Genomic DNA, 19743 nt, shown 5'->3' on the forward strand with positions numbered 1-19743 from the left:
CTTCATCACGCGCCATCAATTGAACTGATTTTAAAGTAGCGATCGCCTATGGCGGGGCGTAGCCCATCGCTGTCGGGAATGACAAAAAAATGCCACTATCGCTATATTGTCATATTCCCTTTTGTGAAAGTGCCTGTTATTTGTGTGGTTGCAATACCATCATTACCCCAAATAAAAAACTTGCTGAACCTTATCTGAATTACTTGATTCGTGATATTCAGCAGGTAGCATCTTTAATTGATCACCAACGCCCCGTTCAACAATTGCATTGGGGTGGTGGTACTCCTAACTATTTATCTCTGCGTCAAGTTGAGACTCTCTGGTACACCTTGAATCATTGTTTTGATTTTGATGATGATGCGGCAATTTCTATTAAAGTCAATCCCCGGTTCTTGGACAGAGATTACCTCTTTGCTTTGAAAGATTTGGGTTTTAATCGCATCAGTTTTGGGATTCAAGACTTTAATTTTCAGGTACAGCAGGCTGTTAACCGGATTCAGCCGGAAGATATGCTATTTCAGGTAATGAATTGAGTACGAAAGGCTGGATTTACTAATGTTAAAGTTAATTTAATTTATGGGTTGCCTTATCAATCCCTAGATACTTTTAAAAGTACCATCCGCAACATCGCGGCTGTATTTGATGCTTATCTACAAGAACGGTCAAATACTGGTTTTTCTAAAGAAATTTAAAAATTGGTCAGAGGAATTTAAAAATACCATTTATGATGCAGGCAGAAAAAATCTTGTCAAAATTAAGAAAAGTATAATTAAACTACTAATCCAAAGAGCCAAAGAACCCCAACTAACTGAATCTTGGCTGACTTTCTGCCATAAATTAGTAACTAGGTTATTCCGAACAGCCATATGAAAAACTCCGATTTTTATTAAATTCAACTGTTAAAGTCCAGCAATTAGACAAATGCCATCGCTAATAAATTAATCCAGCTAGAAAATACCGGAGATCAAGATATTTTCTAGCTAAGATTAAAACAAAAGTTTACAAAAAGATATTTGTTAATGCTTATATTTATTTTCCTATATCAAAATCTTAAATATTCTCAGATGGGTAATCTTGAAAAAAATCTTAACGCTGGCTTGACTTTGTATAAAAATTAGTCAGCCAGATACATATCCTAAATTATTGCTGAGACTAGCGTGCGATCGCATTAGTGAACGAATCTTACAACAAACCGAAAGTCTCAAAGCTTTGCAGAACACAAAAACAATTTTTTAACCCATAAAAAAACACCATAAAGTTAAGGTGTAAGTTTACCAAGCAGCATGAACATTACGAATTGGTATTAGGCGATCGCTGATTTTTGTTATCATCTAAAAATGAACAGGAAACTTCGAGTCAAAAGGTAGAGCGTAAGCGTAGCCAGCCGTAGGCATCGCCTTCACAACACCATCATTTCACCTCAAAACAAGAACGTTCTCGTTTGAAACACGAAACTTTGAATTTAGAACATGAAACTTCGAGTTCAAAACACGAAACTTTGAGTTCAGAGCATAAAACTTCGAGTTCAGAACACGAACATTCTCACTTGCAACAGGAAACTTCGAGTTCAGAACACGAAAGTTGGAGATGAGAACATCAAAGTTTGTGTTTGAATGTAGAAAAGCATCGCCGCCAGCATCGCGTATTCAAGAATGAACCTGATTATTCTGGTTGTGAGTTTAAACGCTCACGCAAATATGCTAAATTTTTACGCACAGTCACAGTATGAGGATGATTTGCTCCTAGTTGTTGCTCTAAAATATCTAAAGCTTGGCTGAAAAAGGCTTCGGCTTCGCTGTATTTGCCTTGGGAGTCGTAGAGAAACGCAAGGCTGTTGAGGCTAATGGCAACATCGGGATGTTCTTCACCCAGCAGTTTACGCCTCAGTACCAAGGCTTGGATGAACAAGGGTTCGGCTTGGCTGTATTTCCCTTGGCAACGGTAGAGTTCCGCTAGGTTGTTGAGACCAAGCGCGACAGATGGATGTTCTTCTCCTAGCAGTTTGCGGTAGAGTACCAAAGCTTGGATGTACAAGGGTTCAGCTTCGTTGTATCTGCTTTGTGAATGGTAGAGTAAAGCTAGGTTGTTGAGGCTAGTGGCAACATCAGGATGTTCTCCTCCTAGAAGTTTACGGTAGAGTGCTAAAGCTTGGATGTATAGGGTTTCTGCTTCACTGTCTCTGCCTTGGGAACGATAGAGTTCTGCGAGGTTGTTGAGGCTGGCGGCGACATGGGGATGTTCGTTGCCCAACCGACTGCGCGTAAGTGCTAAAGCTTCGATGTATAAGGGTTCGGCTTTGCTGTATCTACCTTGGGAATGGTAGAGTTCTGCTAGGTTGTTGAGACCAAGTGCGACAGATGGATGTTCTTCTCCTAGCAACTTGCACCATAGTGCCAAAGCTTGAATGTACAGAGGTTCGGCTTCTTTGTACCTGCCTTGAGAATGGTAGAGTTCCGCTAGGTTGTTGAGGCTTTGGACGAAATCTGGATGTTCTTTGCCCACCAGCTTGCATCTGAGTACCAAAGCTTGGATGTACAAGGGTTCAGCGTCACTGTATCTACCTTGGGAATGGTACAGTGACGCTAGGTTGTTGAGACCAAATGCAACAGATGGATGTTTTTCTCCTAGCAGTTTGCGCTTGAGTGCCAAAGCTTGAATATACAAGGGTTCAGCTTCGCTGTATCTGCCTTGAGATTTGTAGAGTAATGCTAGGTTGTTGAGGCTAGTGGCAACAGATGGATGTTCTTCTCCTAGCAGTTTACGGCAGAGTGCTAAAGCTTGGATGTATAGGGTTTCTGCTTCGCTGTATCTGCCTTGGGAACAGTAGAGTTCTGCTAGGTTGTTGAGACTAGTGGCGACATTGAGATGTTCTTCTCTCAAGCGTTTTTTGGTGATTTCTAGACACTGCTCAAACCAAGGTGCTGCTTTGTCATATAGTCCTTGGCCTTTATAAAATTGAGCATTGCCAATAAATGGCCAAATTAAATCATCATCGCTTACATACTGAATGAGATTGTTCGCTACTTCAGCTATGTGAGGTATGGCTGGGGCGACATTCTTAATTTGCTCAAGTGTGGGAGTTTCAGGAATATCTTGAACAACTGCTATCATGATTCTACAAACAGAATGCTTAAATTCTTCTTTCTGTTCTAAACCTTCAAGCTTATCTTTAAAAAACTCGCGCAACAGGGGATGCAATTGATAAACGCCCTCACCTTTATGCTGAATTAGATGTAACTGTAACAACTCACGTCTGGCTTGTTTCCAATTTTGCGCCTCATTATTTATTGTTACCCCCTCCACCAATTCCCAAGGAATCGGAGCTAAAGCAAATAAACTCAGAACACAGCCTAAACGTTGGGCATTTTCTCGCAACCGTCGCCAACTCAACTCAAAAGCAGCAGCGACACCCAATTTCACAGCCATTTCTTGGGGAACTTCGTCTAAAGCCTCATGCTGCAAACGCTCTTTTTCCAAATCTTGCAGCATATCCTTTAGGGATAATTCCTCATCACCTAACAAATAACGCCCGACTAATTCTAAACCCAGTGGCAAATATCCCAACCATTTACAAAGTCTTTTCGCAACTAACGGCTCACGTCGCAGTCGTTCCCTACCGACTATAGATTTTAATAACTGCATCGCCGCTAGTGGTGTCAGCACATCTAAATCTAATCGCACTATCGGCGACTGTAATTTTTCCCGTGTGGTAATTAACTGCTTAAACCGGGAAGGAACAGATTCTAAATAACACCTAACCTCATCTCGATAGTTAGTGACGTTATCAATTACCAATAAAACCTCACCCTCATGCCAATTTGAGAGACAATACTGCACTCTCCCAAGTAAATCTGAATCCTCTGGAATGTTTAATTGCAGCTTATCACGAGCAAACTCCACCAATTTCACCCCCACATCCTGCAATGCAGACAACCAACAAATCCCACCTTGATAAGTAACGCGGTGCGAATTAGCATATTGTAAAGCGAGTTCTGTTTTCCCGACTCCACCCATCCCCGCAATAGCCGCAATTGCTACCTCTTGATTTTCCTGCAACAGCCGATGCAAGTTTTGCAATTCCGTTTCTCGTCCGACAAACTTTTCCCCAGGTAAAGCCAGGGGAATATTATGATGAATTTCTTTTATTGGTCGAGTATTAGGAACACCGTTAGATTTTTTTGTCAGGTAAGCCTTTAATATTTCTAGCTTTCCGCGTTTAGAGGTGGCTAACTCAGGACAACTCTGAGCAAATTTGTCATACACCTCAGTCATGCGCTTTTTGAAAGCAGCAGCACCGATATTAATATCGCTTGCTACTTTTGCTTCACCTTTATCTGAGTTTTCAACTTTTAACCGAACTAAAAAGGCTGCTGTTTGCTCTGGGGATAACTCATGAGTGGCAGCTTCTTGTCTTAAAAACTCATCCCATTGCATACACAGCCTGAAAATTTTTGCTTGGTTCTACTTATCTTACACCTTGCTTCTACTTCATCTCTATTTCTCAGGAATCTCCGGCTTTAAGGGCAGAAATACTATTAAAACAGTAAATCGCACTTAGGTTCACGTCATGAATATTCTTCTAACAACTTCTACCAACTCTCAGCCATCTACCCAAACCTCACGGTTAATTACTACATCTTCCCCAACAATTGAGCAACCCTCTGCTTGGATGCGTGACGGCTACAGTCCCACAGAAATTATTCTTGCAGCAGCAATTTTAACTTCCTTTTTAATGGGGGGAGTTGCGACTGTGATTATGGCGATGACTGGGTTAGTCAAAACTTTAGCACCAGAGAGTGATGGTAAACCAAACCAACCGAAAAAGAAAATAATTTAGACCCCCGCAAATTTTTACAACTTATTTAGCAGTCCAGTAGATGGGGTTACGCTGTACTAAAAAAAGGGGGAAACTAGAATCAAAGTCCCCCTTTTGAAGGGTAGACACTGCGTTGGACGGGTTTCCCGGCTTAAAGCAAGTGTCATGGATTTAGGGGGATCAAGCCACATTTTGCACCTAGCACAAAGATGTTTGTACACGCAAGCTGCTACACATTCGCTTGCTGACGTTGATACAGCGACCAGTACAAACCCTTTTGCTGCAATAATTGTGGATGAGTACCACGTTCAGCAATTACCCCTCGCTCTAACACTAAAATTTGATCGGCTCGTTTGAGAGGTGCAAAGCGGTGAGCAATCAAAAATACGGTACGGTTAGCGGATATCTTTTGCAGATTTTGTAGTACCTGTTGCTCAGTTTCACTATCTAAAGCACTGGTAGCTTCATCTAATACTAAAATTGGTGCTTCCGAGAGAAACAACCTCGCCAAAGCAATGCGTTGTCTTTGTCCTCCAGATAAGGCTGTACCCCGTTCCCCAACATTATTTTCATAACCATAGGGCAATTGACTAATAAAGTCGTGGGCTACTGCCATTCTTGCGGCTTCTACAACTTGTTCGGCAGTAATATTGGGATTGCCTAGGGTAATATTTTCCAAGATAGAACCATTAAATAAAAAGTCTTCTTGGAGAACTACACCAATTTGTTGCCGTAGTGAGGATAAATCAGCACTCTTAATATCAAAACCATCAATGAGAATGCGTCCTGATTCTATTTGATAGAGTCTTTGTAAGAGTTTAGACAGGGTACTTTTACCAGAACCACTGCGTCCGACAATCCCGACAAATTGCCCTGGTTCAACATTAAAAGAAATGCCGCGCAGCACAGGCTCAGTGTTAGCTTTATAACGAAAAAATACCTGTTCAAAGCTAACTTCTCCTTTCAGGGGTGGTAAGACTAAACCTGTCCCCATTTCGGCTTCTGGGGCGACGTTGAGAATATCCCCAATTCTGTCTACTGAGAGTAAAACTTGTTGCAGATTTTGCCATAACTGCACTAACCGCAACAGTGGCCCTGTCACCCTACCAGATAACATTTGAAAGGCGACAAGTTGCCCAACCGTCAGCTTTTGATCAATAACTAATTTCGCGCCAAACCAGAGGATTAATAGGGAAGAAAAATTAGTGAGGAAGTCACCAATATTACTGCTAATGTTAGAAGTAGTGGAAGCTTTAAAGCCAGTACGGACAAAACGAGCAAATAAGCCTTCCCAGCGATCGCGGGCTACTGATTCGGCTGCATGAGCTTTGACAGAATGGATACCCGTGATTGTTTCTACTAAAAATGACTGACTATCAGCACTGCGGTTAAAGGTTTCGTTTAACCAGTTACGCAAAATTGGTGTTGCAACTATCGTCAAGGTGGCAAACAGTGGTAAGACTGCTAACGCTACAAAGGTGAGAGGGATGTTGTAGTAGAACATCAACACCAAATAGACAACAGCAAAGATGCTATCTAAAATTACCGTTAATGCTGTACCGGTGAGAAACTGGCGGATTTGTTCCAGTTCTTGTACTCTGGCGACAGTATCCCCGACGCGCCTAGACTCAAAATAAGCCAAGGGCAAGCGCATGAGATGACGAAATAACTGTCCTGATAAACTTAAGTCTAAGCGTCTGGCTGTGTGAGTAAAGATAAATAGCCTCAGAATACCGAGTATAGACTCAAATAAAGCGATAAATAACAGTGCGATCGCCATGACATCGAGAGTGGGTAAGCTCTCCTGTACCATGACTTTATCAATCACCACCTGGGTAATTAGTGGTGTCCCCAACCCCAATAACTGCAAGGTAAAAGAAGCTAGTAAGACTTCTCCTAAAAGTTTCCGATATTTCCAAACGGCTGGAGTAAACCAACTCAGATTGAATTTTTCTTGCTGGGATATCAGTTCTACTTGCCACAACCGTCCATCCCAGACTTGCTCAACTACTGATTGCGGCAGGCTCTCACAAATACTATCAGGATGGAGGGGATTAGCGATAATTAAGCGATCGCCTTTCACACCATAAGCTATTACCCATGACTGCGATTCCCATTGGAGTAAAGCCGGAAATGACAACTGTCGTAACTCACTCCAACTAACTTGCACCCGCCGCAGCACTAACCCTAATTTTTCGCCAGCCTCGACAACTTGTTTGGCATTCTGTCCCCGCAGTTGGCGTTGCACCCATTCCAGTTTCACGGGATTATTTAACTGTTGGGCGGCCATTGTTAAACAAGCGGCTGCTGTATTCCCACTAGTAACAAAAGGATAATTTTGGGCTGTCGGTGTAGGTGTTGGAGTCGGTTCTGGTGTAATGGGTGGGAATACTTGTACTTCCGTGGCCATGACTGGGTTCTCCACCTGTACCACACCTAACCAATAATCTTCTATTTCTGGGTTAGATATTTCTGCCCACAGTTTTGTATCCCAACAAGCTACGACTACCTCTTTAGTCGCCGCTACAGCTTTATAATCCCCTGGGATTTTTTGTAAATCGCCGAACCAATCCCCCACCTCTAAGGCTACTAAAGGTGTACCTGTATCTTCTTCCCGCAGGCGGACTTTACCAGCAATAATTAAAAACTGGTAGCCGCCTAATTCGCTTGACCAAATTTTCTCTCCCAGTCGATAGCGACGGGTTTCTAAACGTTGTTCTAATTGGGATTTTTGGTCAGGATTGAGCAAATCCAGAGGTGGTTGATTCCAAGGTATAGTAGCTAGCACGTATTGTCTTAGAGATTCATCATCTTGAAGTTTTAACTCATCTGTAATTTGACTGTCAGCTTTTGAATTTTCTCCGCTAGCCATTGTTCAAATAATTCGTTTTGTAGTGCTTGTGTTAATTGCGTATCATCTAAAGACGCGGGTAATAATTGTTCTATGCGAAACAACCCAAAGCGTCCATCAAGTTCTATAGGGCCTACTACTTGTCCAGGGTTGGCGGCATCAATAGCAGCCCTTAATACATCTGGCATTGTGCCTCGGCTAATTGGCCCCATCATACCGTTGACAATGCGATCGTCTGCTTGGGAATATTCCTTGGCTAATTGCTCAAAACTACCTCCTTCGGTGATTTGCAGTTGTAACTCTTCTGCCAGTTCTCCACTATCCACCACAATCCGCGAGAGTACCACGCGGTCTAGAAAAATTTTCCGTTCAATAAAGTATTCAGAGATTTTTGCTTCTGTCACTAAAGCTTTTAATTTTTCTAATTTGAAGTTGAACGTAATAGCAGCGTGGAATGTATTGTAATCAGTACCATTTCTCCTCAACCATTCCTGAAAAACTTGAGGATCAGCTAGTTGATTTTTCAGTCGAAAATCAATAACACTCTGTTCTGACAGGGCTGAACTGATTTCTATATCCTCCCGTGTGCTGATTTCTTGCTCAATTACATACTGACGAAGCACATCACTAATAAACTGAGACAATTTCCCTGATGTTTGCAGATATTTTACTGTTTGTTCTACAGAAATTGCCTGTTCGTCAATGCTCAAAAACGATAAAGTTTCCATGAAGTCACCTGGTGAAATAGCTAAAAGTTTATAAACTAAAATAAGTAATGGCAAGAATGAAGATTGGAAAATAGAAATTGGGCAAAACTTTTAGGCTTTACTTCGTTGCAAATACACAAAATTGTCAACTTTAGGCGTGTAGCCAAAAGCGACTCTCAATTAATTAGAGTTATTGAGTCTAAGAATAATTAGGTAAATGCTACTAAAAGTGCTGAGTAATGAGTCAACGATTCTAGACTCCTGCCTTCTGCCCCTACCTAAATCACACTTGCCCAGATAAAAGCGAATAGCATAGCTGCGATCGCACCAATGAAAGTGTTAACAATATTAACTACTTCATTTGTCAGCCAAGTGTATTTAGCTTGCAGGGTTGCACCAATGACACTTTCTAAATTTGTGGCAACGAATGCTGCTAAGACACACCACAGTATACCCATCGGTGAAACTAAACTCACACCCCAACCTAAAATAGCGATCGCAATTGAAGCCACCACACCCGCTAAAGTCCCCTCTAAACTCACAGCACCCTCTGTTCCTCTCGCTACTGGTTGCAGTGTAGTAATTAAAAAAGTCCGTTTACCGTAGGCTTTACCAACTTCACTAGCACAGGTGTCAGACAACTTTGTACTAAAACTCGCCACATAGCCCAACAAGAGTAGAGATTGGGGATTGGGGATGAGGGACTGAGAATTAGGTAAAATTATTCCAGCATTAATTAGTCCGAATCCCATAGCGCACAACGCCGCAGTCAAGGCCGAACCCCAAACGTTTTCCGGGCCTCTCGCACCTGAACGTTTTTCGGCAATACCTTCTGCCTCTTTTTGCGCTAGGCCGATGCGCGTCACACCAGAACCCACTAAAAAATAAAACATCACTACTACATATCCTTGCCAGCCTATAGTTCCCCAAATCAATACGCCCAGTAACCAAGCGTGAAATACTCCCGCAGGGGTCAGCAGCTTTTTGGGAGCAAACCAAACTAAACTCAACAAAATGGCGTTTAGTCCTACTCCTACTAACCAAGGATTGGCAGAGCTAATAAATGAGAACATCAGCAATGAACCATGTGTAGTGTTGCCCGGATATCAACCAGAATAGCGAATTTTAGAGCTAACAGCAGAATTCACAACTCATAATTCAGGAGTCAGAAGTAAAACAAGCTGTATATCTGGCTGGAAATTTTTGTTGCTTGACCTCCCCATCCGCAAAGTGCATAGTTTATATTTTCTTTACAGGTTAAAGGAGAAATAAACAGGCAAAATGAGAAAAAATTTATCTTAAAAAATAAAATTAATTTAGGGTAGAGTGTAACACTCTCAATACCCAATACCCAATTCTCAATTAACACTATGAACCAAACTATATTTCATCTCGCTTTCCCTGTGACTGATCTTACTCAGGCAAAAGCATATTATGTTGATGGATTAGGCTGTATACCCGGTCGTGAAAACCCCCAAGCCCTCATTCTTAATCTTTATGGTCATCAATTAGTAGCCCATCTGACCAAAGAACCTTTAATGCGTCAACGCACTATTTATCCCCGGCACTTTGGTTTAATTTTTACCCAAGAAACAGACTGGGAAGAACTGTTACAGAAGGCGCAACAAAAACAGCTTTTATTTCGTGAAGAACCCAAAAATCGCTTTGTCAGTTCTACCCTAGAACATAGCACTTTCTTTTTAGAAGATCCGTTTAATAATTTAATGGAATTTAAATATTATCGCCACCCAGAGGCAATTTTTGGGAGCTATGAATACACTCAAATTGGTGATAGGGCTTAATTGGTTCTGCTAATACTCTTGCTACTGCGGTTATGCACCGAGAGTCTGTAAGCATCCATGAATGCAATGCTACTGGGATAATTACTTCTTTACCTATGGGCATTTGAGAACTATTTGCCGGAATTATCATCAAATCATAAGTTGTCCAAATAGAAGTAAAACTCAACTGCTGTAACATCACTGCATCAGCATTTAAATCTTTAAGAAATTCACTGTTAGGACGCATTTGTAAGCATCCAGGATTGCGGGAGGCATAAGCGACAACAGTTCCATGATGCGGTGAAGAAATCGTAATAAACCGTTGCACACGCTTAATTCCTCCCAGGCGTTGGATATAGTAACGGCTAACAATTCCGCCCATACTGAAGCCTACTACATCCAAGGTTTGTTCTGGTGCAAAGTTTCTCGCAATGTAGTTAGCTAGTTGCTGTGCCAATACATCCAGACCTACTTCACCATTGTTTGGGACTAAATCTAGTGAATATACAGGCCAACCCTGTTTTCCTAAAAAAACAGCCATTTCATCAAAGACTGCTTCTGTATCGGTAATGCCATGCACAAACAATACAGGATTACGCTGTTGGTTTTTTGTCTTCATTATTTTCAATGCTTGACAATAGTTCTGTAGAAAATGTAACTGAGCCTAATACTTGCCAGAAGCCAGATTATGACACTCTTGTGACTGGTTGAAAATAAGTGCTGAGTGCTGAGTGCTAAGTAAATTTAAGAAGTACTGTGTACTTCTGCACTACGGTAAAAGCCACGCCCAATTGTGGGCAGTCTTTTCACTCAGTATCGGCTAAACGCCGCGCTACCGCTAACGGCACGGGCTAAACGCCCCGCTTCCGTTAACAGCACTTTTGATCTCAATACCCTACTCCCTAAACCTAAGCTGCACGCTGCTCTGTTAGCACTTGATAAGCATAATTGAAATCATCGGTACTAATTTTGATGTCCGTGGGATCTGTCAGACCTTCAGAGCGAAAACGGCGGATGGCTTCTACAGCCGCTTGATTGCTGAGTAAAGTTAAATCTGCACCATTCCAGTCTTTGGTCATCTCTGCCCAATATGCCAAATCCACATCTTGCAGTGGTCGTCCTTGACAATGAACTTGCAGAATCGCCAATCGACTGGCTAAATCTGGTAAATCTACCTTCATCTGTAAATCTAAGCGTCCGGCGCGTAGTAAAGCTGGGTCAAGGGCATCAGGTCGATTGGTTGCTCCAATTACTAAGATGGTGCTACCTACCTCTATTCCGTCCAACTCTGTTAGCAATTGTCCGACGACGCGATCGTTTACTCCCGAATCACCAGTGAAACTACCCCGTGCTGGGGCTAAGGTATCAATTTCATCAATAAATACTACGCAAGGTTCGGCTTGACGCGCCTTCGCAAATAATTCGCGTACCGCCTGTTCACTCGCACCTACCCAACGGCTGAGTAATTCTGGGCCGTTCACACCAATAAAATTCGCTCTGGCTTGGGAAGCAACAGCTTTGGCTAGTAAAGTTTTGCCTGTTCCCGGAGGCCCCCACAACAAGATACCCTTGGGTGCTAGAGCTTTAGTTTGCAGGTAAAGTTCTGGATACAGTAACGCCCCTTCCACTGATTCCCGTAGGGTTTGCTTAATGTTATCCAAACCGCCAATGTCTTCCCAGGCGATGTGGGGAACTTCTACTTCCACACTCCGCAGGACGGCTGGTTTGATTTCCTTGAGGGCTTGTAAAAAGTCGGCTTGACTAACCGTCATATTCTCTGGAATGTCTCCTTCAATGGAAGGAATTTGACGACGGAGGGCAGTGTAGGCAGCCTTTTGACAGACAGCTTTCAAGTCAGCCCCTACAAATCCTACCGCCCTTTCTGCGATCGCATCCAGGTCAACTGTCGCCTCTAAAGGCATAGCACGGCTGAGAATTTGCAAAATTTCTCTGCGTCCTTTCATGTCTGGGACGCGAAACTGCACTTCCCGGTCAAATCTTCCCGGACGACGCAAAGCTGGGTCGAGATGTTCGGGACGGTTTGTAGCCGCCAGCACAATCACACCTTGACTGTGAGAGAAACCATCCATTAAGCTCAATAGTTGGGCTACCAGGCGTTTTTCTACTTCGCCTTCCACCGCACTCCGGTCTGGAGCTAAACTATCAATTTCATCAATAAAGATAATACAGGGAGCATTCTTAGCGGCTTTCTCAAAAATACCCCGCAGTCTTTGTTCCGCTTCCCCGTAATATTTGCTGATAACTTCTGGCCCCACCAAGGCAATGTAATTAACGCCCAGTTCTTCAGCCAAAGCCCGCGCCGTCAGGGTTTTCCCAGTCCCAGGAGGACCAACTAATAGTACACCCCTCGTAGCTTCCAGTCCCAATTTCGCCAGCAAGTCAGGACGTTTTAAGGGGATAGCAATCAGTTCTTTCAGTTCTCTGAGGATTTCACCCAATCCCCCCACATCTTTTAAAGCATCACCAGAGGTTGCAGCAGGTGGTGGCACAACCTCAGCGTCTCCCCCACCACCACCACCATTAGGATTAGGAGAAGGTTGAGTGCGGATACGGCTTGTGCCAATATCGTTACCCATATTATGAGGACGTGGTATACCCCCACTACGGGGAATACTGCTCATCGAACGAGAGTTAATCTGCACATCCGTCTTAATTTCTCCCTTCTCAATTTTATCTTCTAAAGTTTTTACTAACTCTAATAATTGCTCAAATCCCTTAAATAATTCACTCATTTTTTACTATCCCTTTGCGCCTGGTGCGCCTCTGCGTGAGCTTTTAAAATTTCTATTGATCAACATCAAAAAATTTATACAATCAGTTAATTTTTAAACTATATTTGCCGTTAACTTCTCAACTTCAAATAAAAGATTTGCTGCTCCTTGAATCCGCGCGATCGGTTCAACAGAGCGAGGTAATCCGGGTAAGCGAATAATTGTTTGTTCTGGAAATAAACTGCCATCAATTTCCACCTCTTGACTGTAGCGATTCTGCACCACATAACGCTGATGAACACCCATTTTTTTGAGAGATTCTGTTAAACGTATGTGTTCAGATATAATTGCCGCTTCCGACTGAATAACACCAATGAATTGAGTATGTTGGGAATTTTTTAGTTTCTTTTGTGCTTGTACAACTTGTTGGCGTAAGTGCCGCAATCGCCCAATAAAATCAACTCTACCCAAAACATCTTGATATTTTATCCACAGCTTAAATATCCAAGATAACCAATCCCCTAAAGCTGATGGCATCTCTAAAAAACTCAGCAGATGACCCGTTGGGGCTGTATCTAAAATAATTAAATCTTGCTGGTTACTATCTAATAAATCCATCACAGTCACCAGGGATAATATCTCATCGATTCCCGGTAAAGCCTGAGACATAATTTGCCGCCACGCCTCTGGAACGTAGGCAACATTTACTGTTGTATCTGTTTGTGAACCTTCGCCGCTAATCATATCTGCTAATTCCCACAGATAATCTGAGCGGAATTGTTCTAAAACTCTATTAGCATCAATTTCTTGCCCACTCAAATTAGATGCTAGAGACATAGGTTCATGACCAAACTCTTTACCAAAAGCATCGCCTAGAGAATGGGCTGGATCTATTGAAATTACCCGGACTCTTTTCTGGGGATGTTGTTGAGCAGAAGCCCAAGCGATCGCAGCTGCTACTGTTGTTTTTCCTACCCCTCCTTTACCCCCAACAATGATTAATTGACATCCTTCATTTAAAAAATTATTGAAGCTAGGTAAAACTCTATTCGGCCATTGAATCGTCGGTGGTGGAGCAAGTTCCACACTTTCAATTTTTTGAATTTGGGATGCTAAAGCATCTAAAGATACCCCACCCAAGGGTTCTACTCTCTGTTGAGGAACGATGAAAACAGGTTGATTAGCAACAAGTTCTAAATATTTCTTAATGAGATTTTGCTGTTCAGCATAACGGTCTAGTTCTATATCTGCATTTGCCAACACTCGATTGACGAATAAACCAGCATAAGGAACTTCTAAGGTTTCTAAACTATTGATGAACCGTTCAGTTTCTAAGAAACACATAGGTTCAGAAATACCCACTACTAAGCAACCAGTAAATGTTTCATCTTGCAGTAAACATCTACCTTCTGCTAGTTGGGTTTTCATTTCTACCAAAAAGTTATCGACTTCATCAGCCGTATAACTACCTCTAAAAGTTTTCGTGATGACCCGATGCTTTTCTTGGAACAATTCTAAAGAATTTAAAATAACATCTAAGAAATCTTTTAAGCGCAATAAATTTAATGTATGCCCAGAAGGGGCCATGTCTACAACTACACGATCTACTTCTTTTTCTGCTAGCAGGCGTTGAATTTCTAGTAAACCCATTAATTCATTTAAACCAGGCCAGTCTAAATCCCAAACTGGTGCTAAATCGTCCCCATCTGCTAAACTACCTCGCTCAACCAATAATTCTAAAAAGTAGCTATATTTGGCTTTAAATTCCAACAACAGCTTTTGAGCATCCAATGCTTGAATGCTCAAATTAGGTAAATCAGCTAATGGTGAGGCAATATCGTTAACTTCTGAGAGCAATACATCTCCTAAAGAATGAGCCGGATCTGTAGAAATTAACCGAATTTTTTCTTGAGGAAACCTTCTAGCCCAATCACGAGCAAAACTGCAAGAGATGGTAGTTTTACCAACTCCACCTTTGCCGCTAAACATAACTAGATTTAGTGAATCGTAGTGGTTCATAATAAACTTAATAATTAAATAAAGTGATAAGGGGGAAGAGATTCACCCAAAATTAAATTCCAATGTGGGCAATATTGTTGCCAAGATAAAACCTGTTCTAAAAGTAAGGATTTATCATAACGACTGACTAAAAGATAAACCCTTAATTCTTCTGCCTGTTGTTGAAATATCACAGATGATTGATAAATCTCTGTGATGAGATTAATCAGGCTATCTTTTTCCTCATTTTGGGCAATACTAAAGCTTTTTTGAGTTTCATAATGTTGTTTTTTGGCTAAAAAATAATCTCTACCGCTTCCCACAGAGACCTTTGCCGACTCTGCAAACACTTGGGGAATAAGTTTTAAAGCATATTCATTTTTATCTCGAATATCCTCTAGTTTTTCTAGATATTCTTGAGCATGAGCCTCAAGATGATTGAGCAAGCTTTCCTGGGAAGTAAAGTTAGTCCCAAACCGTAAAGGTAAAATTGTAGTTTGGCGAAATAGTTCACAAACAACGCGATCGTGATTTAAAACCATTTTGATGACTTGATCATCATTATTTTGGTATGACTCTAAAGATATTTCCGGTTCAACAACGGCTGAGATATTCGCACCATTAATCAACACTAGCTGACTAATATTACCCTGGGGCAAGTTTAAAGAAAAATCAGGATTTTTGATAAAAGCGTAAGTGTAGAAATTCTGCGATCGCATGATACTAACCTAACAAAAGTATTTAAGTTTTTAACTCTATTAACCAGATGTATATCTGGGCATCAAACTCAAGAAATCTGATTCTAATTAAAATCTTTACATTATAAAAATCTTAGTTATAATGCTATCAATTATCCAGGTATTTCTAATGAAGAAAATACGTAATCGCGGAGCAATCAGACCTAAGATTACTACAATGCCTCGGAGTAAATCTGAGTCATCTCACCAATTAGAACTTTATAAATTAGTTACAGAACAGCAACGAATTAAGCAAGAGTTGGAGTTTATTGAGCAGCGTACTGTGCTACTGAAACAACGCTTGATCACACTCAAGATCCAGATAGAAGATACGGAAAAAAGTATTCATCATTTACGTAGTCCTGAGTCACACGTGCCTATTATTATAGCGCGGACAAAAATAGTGTTTGAACCCAATACTTACCAAGCTTTTGATATTGAATATTAAGCTTTTAAAATTTGCTTAATTAAACAATATAACAACAACTATTAACCCACATTTGCGGGTTAATAGTTTAACTCATATCTTCCATCATTCTCAATAACCGTAGGGTGAGCAATGCCAATAACATAAAAATTGGTGTTTCATGACACTAAAAGCATTGACAAATTGACAACTAATATATCTTGCTTCTAAATAATGAATCACCTTAAGGCGATAAGACTAGATTTTCATTATCTTCGTATTCTGCTATAAACTGGGGTTGCTCTTGGTAAATGTCATTCACTTCAGATTCTGATATAAACACAGGTTGTATTACAAAATCATCATTTTCTTCTTGTTCTGCTTCTAATTCCGCCTCCAGACGCAGTTCCTCTTCCAAAGCTTGAATTTTTAAAAGAAGTTCTTCTTCTTGCTCATCAAATTCATCTTCTGGAATTTCGCCCATGTCAAATGATAATTGCAGGCTTAATAATTGTTTATGCAGATTTTCTTGAGCATCAAATTCTGTATTAGTCCGCTCTTGAATTTGTTCTCCAATCCACATCAGTCCACTAATTGGCCCCATTACTGGAAGTAGTAATATTTTTCCAAGCATAATTATCAACTCCTATTCAGAAATTTGAGCAAATGTATAGGGTGCAGTAAAGTTGTTGTAGCGAATGCGTAAGCGTTCAGTAAAGTTTTGATCAATTGCTTCGACTCGTTCACTAAATAGAGATTCGTTTTCCCAAGGAATCAGAAAAGCAGCATTGTAAATCATCTCTTCTGTCATCGGGTCACTTTCTATCACCTCACTTGCTAGAGGTTTTAGCTCATTAAAGAAGGCTTGAATTACAGAGTCCTTGCGAGCAGCTAAATTACTTTCAATTAACTGGCCAATATGAATTATCTCCTCCATGCTTAATGTCTTCCCTTCCATTTGGTCACGCTGCTGCTTCAAGTCTGGATTAGACTCCATCATTGCTTGTAATTCAGCCTTGGTATCCCAAAAAATTTTGACGCTTACTTCTCGTGTCCCGTTCAATTTTTGAAATAATTCTTGCAATTTATCCTTATAGGGTTGGATTAGTTGTGTAATTACTGTGTCCCAATTTTTTACTACTAATCCAAACCGCAAAGGAAGAAGAGTTCGGAATCCTTCTTGCATTGCTTCTTCTAGGACTTTTTCATGACTAATTAAATTACGACGAGAAGCTAAATATTTTTCTTTTTTTGCCTCTGAATATAAAAAAGTAAATCCATCAATGACCTGACTATAAACAGGTTGAGCATCCAATCCTTGAATAGCAAGTTCTTCGGGGATTGAATCAGAAAAAATGCCGTATAGATAAAAACCGCAATCCATGATTATGAAAAATACTTATGTTAATTACATTGGTTGCGAAGTCAAAACTAATCGCAACTTCGCATGAATAAGATTGATTTGAGCTAGACCTAAATCTATTTCACCGTCTACAACAATTCCCGTATTTAAAAGACGGTCTAGTAGTTCTAGGACTGAAGGTTGAGTTCCCGGCTGACCAGGATAATAAGAGCCAGGTGAAGGTAGAAGAGTCCCAACATCTCCTAAATTTATATTCAAGTCTGCTGGGTCAATCTCAAAAATCTGACACAAATTTAAAACTTGTTCCTCTAACTTTTGCAAGCTTTCTGCTGCTCGCTCCAATTCAGATTCACTCAGACATTCCTGTTCCATGCGCCGAATTACTTGTGCTTCCATCAGCTGACGTACAAGTTCTACTACAGTTAACAGTAAAGGAACTAAACCCGCCTGGCTGTTAGCTTTAGAAGTGGTAGGTGGCAAGTTGGAAGAATTTTCAACTGGAGTACAAACCATGTGCTGAGTGCTGAGTTATGAGTTATGTTAGCGGTAGCACGGCGTTTAGCCGATGATGAGTTATGAGTCTAGATGTCCACTTGGGAATCATTTACTAATTGGTCATTTGCCTCGTTTATTGGCTGGCAATTATTTTCAGGATTAACTGCTAATGTAACTGCCTCTTTTACATTGGCAGATGTGAGTAAACGTAACTGTGTTTCTAAACTTTCTAGCCGTTGATGAAGTTGCTGGTTTTCCTCAATTAAATGTTGAGATTTGCTACTGAGATAGGGGTCATTTTCCCACCAATTGATACCCATCTCACGCGCTTTATCAACGGAAGAAATTAACAGGCGAATGCGGATATGTATCAGTTCAGTTGAGGCAATAGATATAGAAATATCACCAGCAATCACAATTCCTTTATCTAAAACCCGTTCGAGAATATCTGCTAAGGTAGAACCTTGCGTAGATGTGGGCATAACTCGACTGGAGTTAGTTTGAGGACGTGTTGGCTGTAATGGGGTAGTAGTCACGATTAATTCGACTCTTCAATGGTATTTTTGTGAATCACTAAGCCTTGCTGCTTGAAAGGCGCAGGATTTTTTTCAATTGGCTGTTGCAAAACATCAGGATGTCTATGATTTAAGGAAGAATCATCCGCTACTACGTCATCTGAGGCGACGCTATGATGCGATTCCTCTATTGCTTGTATATGTAAGTGATTGAGTAATTCTAAGAAAATTGTGGTAGCTTCGCTAGCAGACCAATTGGTGCGATTGAATAGCACATCTGCACAAATTTCTCGAAAATCTGTATTTTCTGGTAATACTAAAATATTGTGTTCCGCACATACTTTAGCAATCATCAAACAAGAGCGCAAACCGGAAGTCTTTTCTGCACCTGTACCCAGGCGGAATGCTCTAACTAACCGCACTATTAACTGAGCATCATCTCTAGAAATGCTAGTTTTATGAACCAATATCTCCGTTTGAGTTAGCTCATCCGGTTCTGGCATATTAATCGTTACTAACCTATCCATTAAAGCGTCCTGAGTCGAGTGGACTCCGCAGTATTCTTCTGGATTGGAGGTAAAAATCGCCCGAAATTCGGGATTAACGTGGAGGTATTCTGGCTGATTGCTGCTGGGAGGAAGGGTGAGAATTTTTTCTTCTAAAGCTGATAACAAGACGTTATTAACTTCAGGTCTAGAACGATTAAATTCGTCATAGACTAAGGTAAAACCTTCTCGACAAGCTAAAGTCAATCTAGAATCAACCCAGGTTTGTTTAAATTCGTCTTCGACTTTTAGAACACTGTGAATGTAATTGTCCGTTAACTTTTTATGGGTGTAACCCGATTCACTGCCAATCAAATCAGAGCTTTTAAATTCGTCATCTCCGAAAAGCAACATGATTGGCCTATCTAAACAGTTAGCCAAGTGCATGGCTAAGGTTGTTTTACCTGCACCGGCTGGGCCGCGTAAGTGAATAGCAAACCCTGATGTAAGATAACGCAATGCCCGAATTGCTACCTGCTCAATTGCTGGTGTGACTACAAATTGACCAGGGCGAACACGAAGCACAGCTCTTTTCTTATGATTTGCGGTGATAGTCATAAATTACGATGAAGAGAAATAGTATTTCCAGAAAAAAACGAAAAATAATTTGAAGAATAAACTTTAAAGTTTAATTAACTCCTTGCATTCAATTCCGTCATAGCGTAAGATATCTAAAGTTTTACATTAAAACTCATTGTTGAATTTGCCCCCTGGTCTGACCAGTTTTGAAACTGTAAGATTAGGGGGTTTTACTATTTAGTCCGGTCAACAAATTAACTCCATTGTTTGGGATTGTT

The 19743-nt window shown here is 40.9% G+C and carries 16 protein-coding genes and 1 pseudogene; 4 read left to right on the forward strand and 13 right to left on the reverse strand.

Annotation, left to right across the window (positions count from 1 at the left end; genetic code table 11):
* Positions 1-65: 65 nt before the first annotated feature.
* Positions 66-620 (forward strand): annotated as a pseudogene (locus tag VB693_RS19775) (radical SAM protein); the annotation flags it as partial.
* Between the two features lie 1042 nt (positions 621-1662).
* Here VB693_RS19775 and VB693_RS19780 read toward each other — a convergent pair.
* Entirely contained in the window at positions 1663-4434 is a 2772-nt protein-coding gene (locus VB693_RS19780) for a tetratricopeptide repeat protein (RefSeq protein ID WP_323267742.1), read from the reverse strand.
* Positions 4435-4567: 133 nt separating this feature from the next.
* Here VB693_RS19780 and VB693_RS19785 point away from each other — a divergent pair, with 133 nt between their 5' ends.
* Positions 4568-4837 carry a hypothetical protein gene (locus VB693_RS19785; protein ID WP_323267743.1) on the forward strand — a complete coding sequence of 90 codons (270 nt, stop codon included), beginning with the start codon at positions 4568-4570 and terminating at the stop codon, positions 4835-4837.
* A gap of 208 nt (positions 4838-5045) precedes the next feature.
* Here VB693_RS19785 and VB693_RS19790 read toward each other — a convergent pair whose 3' ends face one another.
* From VB693_RS19790 to VB693_RS19800, 3 genes are all read right to left on the reverse strand, one after another.
* The gene (locus tag VB693_RS19790) at positions 5046-7688 is read right to left on the reverse strand and encodes a type I secretion system permease/ATPase (protein ID WP_323267744.1); all 2643 of its coding nucleotides are present in this window, start codon (positions 7686-7688) and stop codon (positions 5046-5048) included.
* A complete protein-coding gene (locus VB693_RS19795; RefSeq protein ID WP_323267745.1) occupies positions 7637-8395 on the reverse strand; it encodes a peptidylprolyl isomerase in 759 nt (252 codons plus the stop codon). The genes VB693_RS19790 and VB693_RS19795 overlap by 52 nt, the downstream gene beginning before the upstream one ends.
* A 257-nt stretch (positions 8396-8652) precedes the next feature.
* Positions 8653-9447 carry a TIGR00297 family protein gene (locus tag VB693_RS19800; protein ID WP_323267746.1) on the reverse strand — a complete coding sequence of 265 codons (795 nt, stop codon included), beginning with the start codon at positions 9445-9447 and terminating at the stop codon, positions 8653-8655.
* Between the two features lie 297 nt (positions 9448-9744).
* On the opposite strand from VB693_RS19800, the gene VB693_RS19805 reads away from it, so the two are divergent.
* On the forward strand, positions 9745-10176 hold the full coding sequence (locus VB693_RS19805) for a VOC family protein (protein WP_323267747.1): 432 nt from the start codon (positions 9745-9747) through the stop codon (positions 10174-10176).
* Here the strand turns inward: VB693_RS19805 and VB693_RS19810 are convergent.
* The 4 genes from VB693_RS19810 to VB693_RS19825 all read right to left on the reverse strand — a co-directional run bounded on the left by VB693_RS19810 (position 10106) and on the right by VB693_RS19825 (position 15604).
* Positions 10106-10774, reverse strand: a complete 669-nt coding sequence (locus VB693_RS19810) for a triacylglycerol lipase (RefSeq protein WP_323267748.1) — start codon at positions 10772-10774, stop codon at positions 10106-10108. The two genes, VB693_RS19805 and VB693_RS19810, sit on opposite strands and share 71 nt — an antisense overlap.
* Positions 10775-11063: 289 nt before the next feature.
* Entirely contained in the window at positions 11064-12908 is a 1845-nt protein-coding gene (locus VB693_RS19815; RefSeq protein WP_323267749.1) for an AAA family ATPase, read from the reverse strand.
* A gap of 93 nt (positions 12909-13001) precedes the next feature.
* On the reverse strand, positions 13002-14906 hold the full coding sequence (locus tag VB693_RS19820; protein ID WP_323267750.1) for an ArsA family ATPase: 1905 nt from the start codon (positions 14904-14906) through the stop codon (positions 13002-13004).
* A gap of 14 nt (positions 14907-14920) precedes the next feature.
* Entirely contained in the window at positions 14921-15604 is a 684-nt protein-coding gene (locus tag VB693_RS19825; RefSeq protein ID WP_323267751.1) for a GvpL/GvpF family gas vesicle protein, read from the reverse strand.
* A 148-nt stretch (positions 15605-15752) separates the two neighbouring features.
* Between VB693_RS19825 and VB693_RS19830 the strand changes: the two genes are divergently transcribed.
* Complete coding sequence (locus VB693_RS19830) at positions 15753-16070, forward strand: gas vesicle protein (RefSeq protein WP_242039252.1); 318 nt, start codon at positions 15753-15755, stop codon at positions 16068-16070.
* A 202-nt stretch (positions 16071-16272) separates the two neighbouring features.
* Here VB693_RS19830 and VB693_RS19835 read toward each other — a convergent pair whose 3' ends face one another.
* The 5 genes from VB693_RS19835 to gvpN form a co-directional block, all read right to left on the reverse strand.
* On the reverse strand, positions 16273-16662 hold the full coding sequence (locus VB693_RS19835) for a gas vesicle protein GvpG (RefSeq protein WP_323267752.1): 390 nt from the start codon (positions 16660-16662) through the stop codon (positions 16273-16275).
* A 12-nt stretch (positions 16663-16674) separates the two neighbouring features.
* Complete coding sequence (locus VB693_RS19840; protein WP_323267753.1) at positions 16675-17412, reverse strand: GvpL/GvpF family gas vesicle protein; 738 nt, start codon at positions 17410-17412, stop codon at positions 16675-16677.
* Between the two features lie 24 nt (positions 17413-17436).
* Positions 17437-17904 (reverse strand): gas vesicle protein K, encoded by a 468-nt coding sequence (locus tag VB693_RS19845; protein WP_323267754.1) that lies wholly within the window; start codon positions 17902-17904, stop codon positions 17437-17439.
* Between the two features lie 68 nt (positions 17905-17972).
* Positions 17973-18422, reverse strand: a complete 450-nt coding sequence (locus VB693_RS19850) for a gas vesicle protein (protein WP_323267755.1) — start codon at positions 18420-18422, stop codon at positions 17973-17975.
* Positions 18423-18424: 2 nt separating this feature from the next.
* Positions 18425-19504, reverse strand: coding sequence for a gas vesicle protein GvpN (gvpN, locus tag VB693_RS19855; RefSeq protein ID WP_323267756.1), 1080 nt, complete (start codon positions 19502-19504; stop codon positions 18425-18427).
* Positions 19505-19743 lie beyond the last annotated feature (239 nt).

The organism is Anabaena sp. UHCC 0399, from assembly GCF_034931465.1.
Lineage (GTDB): Bacteria > Cyanobacteriota > Cyanobacteriia > Cyanobacteriales > Nostocaceae > Trichormus > Trichormus minutissimus.